The organism is Dyadobacter sp., assembly GCF_051859145.1.
Classification (GTDB): Bacteria; Bacteroidota; Bacteroidia; order Cytophagales; family Spirosomataceae; genus Dyadobacter.
In genome coordinates this window covers 7,174-17,195 of sequence record NZ_JBHYGF010000609.1, presented here as the reverse complement: position 1 = coordinate 17,195, position 10,022 = coordinate 7,174, and the positions used below count along the sequence as shown (strand labels likewise).

The window sequence follows — 10,022 nt, the reverse complement described above, 5'->3', positions numbered from 1 at the left end:
GACCACTGGTTTCCGAATACACCGCCGTTTCCAGGTATTTCAGCACGGTAACGCGGATAGTTCAGAATGTCGTTTTTAAAGCTTCCGGTCAGGAATGCATTCAATTCGAAATTCCTGTAAGTCATGTTATTGTTAAAACCAAGCGTAAACTTCGGCCAGGGATTTCCAATTACGGTACGGTCCTGGGCATCAATTACGCCATCTTCATTCAAATCGTGGAACTTGGTATCCCCTACCCAGCTGCCAGTCGCCGGATTGATCGTCAGCTGGTTGTTGGAAGTCTGGATCGCGTGGTTTTTAATATCGTTTGCATCCTGGAACAGACCGTCCGCAATGTAGCCTGTGATCATACTTGCCGGCTGGCCCACTTCTGTTTTGAAACCTACCGAAGTTGCATTCCAAACCGGTGTGATCGGGTTCAGGAGCGAGGTGACCTTGTTTCGGTCGAAAGAAAGGTTAAGTCCCGTTTTCCAGTAAAATCCGCCTTTGTCGATATTGACAGTATTCAATGTGAAACCCACACCCCTGTTTTTCATCGAACCTGCATTCACAGCCGGCCAGCTCAGATAACCTGGCGAGTAGGCGATATCCCCACCATAAGTAAATGGATAAGAGTTCACGGTGATCAGACTGGTGATGTTTTTGATGTAAGCGTCCACGATCAGCTCAATGCGGTTGCTGAACATATGCAGGTCAAGCCCGGCGTTGATCACGTCGTCTTTTTCCCAGGTAAGGAATTCGTTGGCGAAGTTGGAAGCAAGAAACCCTGTTCCCCACCCTGTCGGCACAGTTTGCAACGTAGAGAAAACTGCATTGCCGCCACTTCCCTGGTTACCAGAGCGACCGATCTCAAATCTTAATTTCAAATCGTTGATCTCATTTACACTTTTCAAAAACGGCTCCTCGGAAACCCGCCACGCTACCGACAATGCAGGAAAGTTGCCCCAGCGACGTCCCTGCCGGAATGCCGACGATCCGTCCATCCGGTAAGTACCCTGCAAAATGTAGCGATCATTGAAGGTATAATTCAAACGTGCGAAATACGATTCCCGCGAGCCAGCGCCCTTGCCACTGCCATTGCTCACATTGGAAATCACAGAAGCATCTCCACCCGAAAGCTCTTCAATGGTGTTGGTAATGAATTTTTTCCTGGTACCAGTCAGTGACTCGTAAGTAAACTCCTGCGCCTCGTGGCCGGCCATGATATTGAAAGCGTGCTTATTCAATTTCAGGTCATAAGTAAGTCGGCTGTGCAAGCTCCACCAGGTATTGGTGTTCACCGACCGTGTTGAAGTTGCTGCATCCTGCGATACTACAAAGCCGCCGATGGTATATGAAGGGTGGAATGAATAGTATTTGAGGAATTCCGCGCTTCCATTCGCTTCCGTGTGCCAAACGAGGTTTTTAGCCAGTTTTACATCTGCAAACAAGCTTCCCAGGATTGAAGTCCGTCGGTTGTAATCATTGTAGATCTTGGAGATCATCACCGGGTTGGTAAACTGGAACTGCGTGCTGGAAGGTCCGCCCCAGCTTCCGTCAGGGTTGGTTACCGGCACACTTGGGTTCTGATCCAATGCAAGCTGGATGATACCCCCATTATTGGTATTTACTTTCTCTTCGGTAATACCAACGCTCATGTTCGCACCGATTTTCAACCAGCTGCGCGTCTGGTTTTCGAGGTTCAAACGGCCATTATAGCGCTTGAAACCTGATCCTTCCACAATCCCTTTCTGGTTGAAATATTCACCTGAGAGGTAGTAAGTCGACTTTTCAGTTCCGCCACTTAGTCCAAGCGAATATTTCTGCAATGTAGTCGGGCGGAAAAGTGCCTTTTGCCAGTCGGTACCTTCTCCCAAAACAGACGGATCTGCGAACTGTGGATCGGAGGCAGTACTTCCCACTGCTTCCGCTTCATTTCTGAACTGTGCGTACTCACGCAGGTTCATGACATCGATATGTTTAGGCTCAGCCTGGATGGTCACCAACGAATTGAATGTAACTTTTGCCTCTCCTGCTTTTCCGCGCTTGGTCGTGATCATTACCACACCGTTTGCACCTACTGCGCCATAAATTGCAGTGGCAGAAGGTCCCTGCAGAACGTTGATTGTTTCGATATCGTCAGGGTTAATGCTGGAAAGGATATTAGAGAAACCAGTTGGCCGGTTGTTCGGATCGTCGCGCATGTTATCAGGCTTGATCTGCACCCCGTCAATCACATAAAGCGGCTGCGTGGTACCTGTCAGCGAGCTTAATCCGCGGATCAACACCGAAGGCGCAGCGCCCGGCTGTCCCGAGTTTTGCTGCACCATCACGTTAGCCGCCCGGCCTTGCAAGCCTTGTTCCAGCGAAGTATTAATGGTTTTGCTCAGGTCTTTTCCCGAAACAGTTACCTGCGAACTGGATACATCCGTTTTTTTCATTTCCCCATACCCTACTACCACTACTTCATCCAGACTCGCAATGCTTTCTTTCAGCCGGACTTCGATTTTGGTGCGGTTACCTACCGGTAGCTCCTGGCTTTCGTAACCGATGAATGAGATCACGAGCGTATTGGCCGCTGCCGCTTCTATTGAAAATTCACCCTGCGTATTGGTGGTAGTTCCGTTGGATGTTCCCTTAATCACCACACTCGCGCCCGGGATTCCCTCGCCGCGATCATCTGAAAGCACCACACCCGTTACTGTTCTTTTTGCATCCGCCTGCGCCCACGCGCCACTCCCGGCACACACGATGGCCACTAGCATGAAAAGGGGCTGAAATAATGCTGGCAGGAACCGGAAGCTTTGCTTCACCTGCCGTTTTTCGTACAAATTTTGTTGCATGTTGTTTGGTTTTATAAGCCTGCCTATCTACCCCGATTTAAACATTTCCGCGACAGCTGTGCGCAGTGAAGGGTTTGGTATAAATCGAATGAATAGTTGGACAAATGTGACTTATAAAATCATGTTTGAAGGTATCTTAATGTTTACAGTTAGGGGATCATTTGTAAACTGAGAGGTACATTTAGCTACTTTTTCGTCGTTTTTTACACTTAAAACTCCGATCAGCAACAAAAAACGGGTAAAGAATGCAGGGCGCACATTCCTTACCCGTTTTAAAACATCAAAGCATTAAATTGAACTATTCCGTTCCAGCTGGTTGCCCTGGCGGCGGTACTCGGTAGGCAATACGTTATACTCTTCCTTGAATAATCTGGCAAAGTACTTGGGATTATTGAAGCCGATCTGGTAGGCGATCTCCGATACCGAAAGCTGACTTTTTTCCAGGAGCTCAGCGGCCCTTCTCAGGCGGATAATGCGGATAAATTCAATAGGCGTTTTGCCCGTGAGAGAATTAATTTTCTTGTACAGATATACCCGGCTCATCGACATGGCATCGCTCAGCTCTTCGACAGTATACTCCGGATTGGCAAGGTTATCTTCCACCACTCCAATCGCCTTATTAATAAATTCCTCATCGAGCGAGCGCACCTGCACTTCACTGGGCCGTACCTGAATATGCTGCTGAAACTGCTTTTGCAACTGGTCCCGCTGACGGATCAGGTTGCGAATGCGTACCTGAAGAATGTCAAGCCTGAAAGGTTTGGTCACATACGCATCAGCGCCCGTCTGATAACCCTGTAACTGCTGCTCTTCTTCGGCTTTGGCAGTAAGCAGGATGACGGGGATGTGGGAAATACGGCGGTCTGTTTTAATGGTTTTGCAAAGTTCTATCCCGTCCATTTCCGGCATCATCACGTCACTTACGATGAGGTCAGGAACATGTTCAAGTGTTGCATTGAGCCCGAGTTTTCCATTCGCTGCTTCCAGGATCTGGTATTCCCGGCCAAGTACTTCTTTCAGGTAGTTCCGGAACTCGTCATTGTCTTCCACAAGCAAAACCACGGGCCTTTTCCGGCCAGGTGTACCCGAGGTAAGCGCCACGTCCACTTCCGGCTGCTCCGGCACAATTTCCTCCGGCTCTTCAAGGGGCATTGTTCTTGGCGCACTTTCGCTCAGCGGCAGGGTAACTGTAAAAGTACTCCCCTGCTCTTCGCTGCTTTGCAGGTCGATGCTGCCGCCATGCATTTTCACGAACTCGGCAGCAATGGAAAGCCCGATCCCGCTCCCCTGATTGATCATGTGGTCTGGCATCGGGTGCTGGTAGAAGCGATCAAAAACGCGCTGCTGTACTTCCTGGGGAATACCGATCCCCGAATCCTGTACACTGATTTCCAGTTGTTCTTTTGAGTCTGTATCTGGCGTAATCCGCAGCCTCACTGCCACCTGTCCGTTTTCTGGCGTGAATTTAAATGCATTGGACAGCAGGTTATACATGATCTTGGAAAGTTTGTCCTGATCAAAATCGGCATAGCGTGAGGTTACTTCACTTTCAAAAACGTAGCTGATGTGCTTGTGCTCAGACAGATCCGAAAAGGTATGGGCAATCTCGCGGATAAACTGCACAATATCGCCCGGCTCGGGATTGAAGTGGGTTTCCTCTACTTCCAGTTTTTTAAAATCGAGGATCTGGGTTACAAGGTTCAGCAGCCGCCTTGCATTGCGGTGGATCAGCGAGAGCTGTTTGTGAACAGTGTGGTCTGACTGGATGTTGTGCAGCAGATTTTCGAGAGGCGTCAGCATCAGCGTCAGCGGGGTCCTGAATTCGTGGCTAACATTGGTAAAAAACCGGATCTTCATCAGATCGAGCTCGTGCATTTGCTGGGCGTGCCTCCGCTCCTGTTCGAGCTCGAAGTTCATCTTTTCCCTTTCAATCAAAACCCAGCGCGCGATCAGCAATGCGCCGATTACGAGTAAAATGTAAATCACATAAGCCCACCACGTACGCCACAATGGCGGCAAAATTTTCAGTTCCATTCGCTGCTCCGACGATGGGCCGCCACCCTTCATTCTCACCTTGAACACATAAGTACCCGGGTCCAGGTTCGTGTAAGTTACTTTTCTTGTATTGTCTGCTTCAAACCACCGGTTGTTAAAGCCCGCGAGCTGGTAGAGGTACCTGTTTTTTTCGGGGTGTAAAAAATTCAATGCGGCAAATTCAATGGAAAATACATTCTGGCTGTGTTTGAGAACGATCCGGCTTGTTTCTGAAATGGATTTGTTCAGGATCGGCTTACCGGAGATCAGCTCGCCGGGCTGTATGCTCTGATTGAAGATCTGAAAATCAGTGAGTGTCACGGGTGTGCCCAAAGGTTCATCGCGGATACGTGCCGGGTCGAAAATAGAAAACCCGTTTGCCCCGCCGAATACCAGCTCACCCGAGCGCAATTGCAGGGCCGCATTCTCATTAAATCCCCGACCTTGTAATCCATCTATCTCGTTATAGGTGCTCACTTCAAAACGCGCCGGAATTTTACCCGCCCGCTCCGTAACACGCAGGTTTACCAAACCTTTGGGTGTTCCGAGCCAGAGATTTTGCTTCTTGTCGACCACAATGGTCAGTATCGAATTATCTGGCAGACCGTGCCGCGTGCTGTATGAGACAAATCCATTGCGTTTTCTGTCGTACCGGTTCAGCCCCTCGGAGGTACCTACCCAAATGTTGTCCAGACTATCGAGTGCAAGGGAAGTGACGCCGTCGCTGCTCAGACCGAGCGGGTTACCTGCTTCGTACATATAATGCACAAACTTTCCGGTACTGCGCTTCAAGACATCGATCCCATTCGCAGTTCCGACCCACAGGTCGCCGTTTTTGTCTTCAAGTAGTGCAGAAATGTAATCCGAGCGCACGGAATTCGGTGCCAGCCTGCGATAATGTTTGAAGTTTTTTTTGTTTCTGATAAACAGGTCCAGCCCGTCGGCGAGGGTACCTACCCAGAGCCGCCTTTGGGAATCTTCAAAAATCTCCCAGACCCTGTCGTCAACCAGACTTGTCGAATCTGCCGGATTATGCAGGTAGCGGGTAAAAGTCTTGCCGTCGAAACTGTTCAGCCCGCCGAAGTATGTGCCTATCCACAGCAAGCCGCTTTTATCGAGGAACATACTGACAATTACATTGTTGCTCAAACTACCTTGATCACCGGGAATGTTCTTGTACTGCCGGAAAGTGTTCTTGCTCCTGTTGTAGTAAATCAGTCCGCCTCCATTGGTGCCCAGCCAGATATTCCCCGCCCTGTCTTCTGTAAAAACATTGACATCCTCGAAAGGCAAACTACCGGGTACCGCGGGCAGGTGACGAATGAGCGAGAACTTGAAGATATTCTCGTGATAGCTTGAAAATCCTTTCTTGAAAGTGCCCGCCCAGATCATTCCCGTGGGGTCTCTGTACAAACTCAGAATGCTGTTCTGGCTGAGCGTACGCGGATCATTTGCATTGGACAGCAGCGTAGTGACATCGCCGGTAGTTTTGTCAAGTACATTAATTCCTCCATGATCCGTCCCGATCCAGATTTTCCCCTCAGGCCCCTGCACGATCGCGCTGACCGCATTGTTGCTCAGCCGGAAGTCAGGGCCGGTTGTACTGGCGACAAGCAGACGGTTTTTTATAGTATCAAGATAAAAAGCGCCGTGCACCGCTTTGACCACATACACCCAGGGCTGCCCCTGCTGATCTGCAAAAACGCGGAAATTGGGAGAAACACCCAGCTTTTTGTCTTTAACCAGGCTGCTTTGAAAACCGACACGGTTGGATTGTGCGTCAATGCGCGCCAGAAGTCCGTCGTTGTAAACAACCCACAGATTACCCTGGTTATCTTCATTGAAGTCGGTAATCATACGGGGAGATCCAGTGCCCGGATCTGCGAGTGGCCTGAATGAAATCCTGATTAACTTCTTGCGTTTGCTCAGGTATTTGACCAACCCCAGCTTATTATGATTGATCCAGTAATCACCCGAATGCGTTTTGATTATGGCGCCAAAGTCGGCATCGCTCAATCCCAGTCGCCTGGCTGCTTTGCCTGCATTACGGTCGATGCTTTCTGTGGAAGGATCGTAGATGTTGAAACCTTTCCTGGTATTGATCCAGATAAAACCTTCCGGATCTTCAAAAATCGAATTGATAAAATGGTCGGAAATGCTGGTAGAGTCGGCGGGATCGTGTTTGAAGATCCGGAAAGAATACCCATCGAAACGGTTGAGCCCGTCGGCGGTACCTACCCAGACAAAGCCACGGCTATCCTTTAAAAAGCAATTGACCTGGTTATGGGATAGTCCTTTTTCTGCATTGTAGCGCGAAAACTGGTAGTCGCCCGACTGGGCCACTACCATCCTCCTCCCGCTCAACAAACCGGCTACAATCAGAAAACAAGCTACAAACCAACTTCGCATGAATGGAGAACAATCATTACTGTAAGTTAATTTAAACTTGTTTTCACTCAAATCTTACTCTTTGGCGGGATTTATCTTGTGTTAACTACACGGTTTCAGGCCTTTTTCAATGCATTAAACTGGAAAAAAGATCATAAATGTGGCTCCCTCCCCCGGCTGGCTGGCTGCGGTGATCGCCCCGCCATGGTTGGCCACCACCTTTTCACAGATAGCCAGACCAATGCCCGTTCCATTGAACTCGCGCCGGGAATGAAGGCGCTGAAAAACCTGGAAGATCCGGTCAAGGTATTTTTCGTCAAACCCGATTCCATTATCGGTCACATCAATGCGGTAATACATTTTTGCATTGCGGACAGGCTTGACCGACATGGGCAAATCAGTTTGTAAAACCTGGGAGCTCGTCACGCGGATGATCGGAACCGAGTCGGGCTTGCGGAACTTCAATGCGTTGCTGATCAGGTTCTGGAACAGCTGACCCAACTGCAATGCATTCCCCTGTACAACGGGTAGCGGGCCTACTTCCACCTGCGCGCCGGTTTCGCTTACAACCAGTTCCAGGTCCGAAAGCACCGTATTTACTACTGTTTCGAGCGGTACCGGCTGGGTCGCTTCCAGCTCTGTACTGATGCTGGAAAAATCAAGCAGGTCCCTGATCAGCACCGACATGCGGCCGGCGGCAGACTGGATCCTGTCGAGATAATGCCAGTCGTTTCCGCTGGCAGCTGCATTCTGTGTTTTTAACAAATCACTGAACTGCCGGATTTTGCGTAGCGGTTCCTGCAAATCATGGCTGGCTACGTAGGCAAACTGCTGCAAATTCTCATTGGTACGTAAAAGCAGCTGGTTTGCTTCTTCGAGCTCTTCATTGATAGCAAAGTACTCCTCGTTCTGCGCGGCCAGCTCGGCTGTCCTGAGCTGAACAAGCTGTTCGAGGGCTTCCTGCCGCTGGCGCGACAATGTAATATCCTGGGCAGTACCCAGCAACTTATATGGCTGGCCGTGTTCATCATAAATCACCTTACCCAATGCGTGCAATACGCGCTCCTGATCTGATCCGAAAGCTACGATCCGGTACTCGGCATCGTACACACCCCCGGAACCAGGTGCCAGTGCTTTATTCACTGCTGTGGCAACAGTTGCGCGATCGTCGGGGTGAATTGGATTGTACACCTCTTCCAGTATAATCTGGTCGCCATTGAAACCAAACCAGGACCTGATCGCATCCGAGTAGCTAACCTTCCCTGTGGCGACATCCAGCTCCCAGGAACCGAGCTGGGCCAGTTCAATGGCGCCTCTCAGGCTTGCTTCGGTTTCCAGCAGTTGCTCCTGCGCTAGTACCAGGTCGGTAACGTCGGCAGCTGTGTTCATGACGCCATAAACATTCCTGTCGGCGTCAAACAAGGGTGTAAAAGTATATTTGAAATAAAACCTGCGCAGCTCGCCTTTGATCACCAGATCCACCCGCTGATTGGACGCATGGAAAGTCTTGCCGGTTCGGTAAACACCATCCAGCTGCTCATATATACCCTTTCCAGCTAGTTCAGGCAGTACATCAGCATACCGTTTTCCAATCAGGTCAGGACCTTTTCCCCAAACATCTATGATCGACTGATTTAGCAGCTGAATGCGCATTTCGGGACCTACATAGATGCCGATCGGAAAAGGGGCACTTTCCACCACACTGCGCAACCGCTCTTCGCTTTGTTCGAGCTGGCGGCGGGCGAGTACTTGCTGCGTATCTTCGGACCTGGCAGTTCGCTGGCAGGTGAAAAGTACGCCATTGATAGTGTTGGTATCGTCGTGAACTGCACTTATGCTGTAATTCCAGCTGCCGGAGTCCGGCTGTGCATGGAGGTGCAGCGGGAAGATATCATCTTCAAACCACAGTGAATCACCTCTTTCCAGCACAGATTTGACTGCCGGCGCAATGCGATTCCAGGATTCAGCAAAAATGGTGGGGGCAGGCTGGCCGATCCCCGGCGAACTTTCGATAGCCGCAATGCAGTTTTCAAAAGCATCGTTGTAGAATGTGACCAGGTCTTTTCCCCAAAACAATGCAGTTGGAACGCGGGAACCCAACGTCATTTGTACAAGTGTGCGCAGACTTACCGGCCAGCGGTCAGGCGTTTCCAGAACTGAATCCGACCAATTATAATGTTGAATAAATTCACTCACGCGACCCTTGCCGGTGAATCGCACGTTCGCGTTCGTTTTCGATAAATCTTCCAAAAGAGTACTATGATAAGGCTGGCAAGATAAACAATGTGCAGTAGGTTTCACAAAGGCAGATTCACAAGTTTTGTGCCAATCCGGGGAGAATGCAAATACGTGAATGGATCAGCTGCGACTTACAAAAAACCGCTCCTGCCGGGCATAGAAATTGATAGCATGCAGCATCAGCAATGCTAACTTCAAACAACAAAAGAGATGTCAAAAACAGTAGTTGGAATATTCGAACTGGAAAGTGAAGCCAGGAATGCACAGCGCAATTTGCTGGCAAACGGGTTTACAGACGCAGAAGTTGATATTAAGACCGCGTCTTACAAAACTGCTCCGGATGAATCGGACCCTGCGGAGCCGGAAACGGATTGGCTTGACCGCCTTGGTCACTTCTTCAGAGACCTTTTCAATGGCGACCAGCATGAAACGGAGCGGTACACGCAGGCCGGAAAGCGCGGCACCATTGTAACCGTTCACACATCAAGTACGGAGCAGGCAGAAATCGCAGCGGCGATCCTGGATGAATCGGGCGCGCAG

General features: G+C 49.8%; 3 protein-coding genes and 1 pseudogene. 1 reads left to right on the top strand and 3 read right to left on the bottom strand.

Annotation, left to right across the window (positions count from 1 at the left end; translation table 11 throughout):
* From ACTIE6_RS27435 to ACTIE6_RS27425, 3 genes are all read right to left on the bottom strand, one after another.
* On the bottom strand, positions 1–2,822 hold a 2,822-nt coding region (locus ACTIE6_RS27435), incomplete at its 3' end, for a SusC/RagA family TonB-linked outer membrane protein (RefSeq protein ID WP_439559674.1).
* Positions 2,823–3,110: 288 nt separating this feature from the next.
* The gene (locus ACTIE6_RS27430) at positions 3,111–7,265 is read right to left on the bottom strand and encodes a hybrid sensor histidine kinase/response regulator transcription factor (RefSeq protein ID WP_439559673.1); all 4,155 of its coding nucleotides are present in this window, start codon (positions 7,263–7,265) and stop codon (positions 3,111–3,113) included.
* Positions 7,266–7,379: 114 nt separating this feature from the next.
* Positions 7,380–9,440: a sensor histidine kinase gene (locus ACTIE6_RS27425; protein WP_439559672.1), complete on the bottom strand. Its 2,061-nt coding sequence runs from the start codon at positions 9,438–9,440 to the stop codon at positions 7,380–7,382.
* A 252-nt stretch (positions 9,441–9,692) separates the two neighbouring features.
* Between ACTIE6_RS27425 and ACTIE6_RS27420 the strand changes: the two are divergent.
* Positions 9,693–10,022 (top strand): annotated as a pseudogene (locus tag ACTIE6_RS27420) (hypothetical protein); the annotation flags it as partial.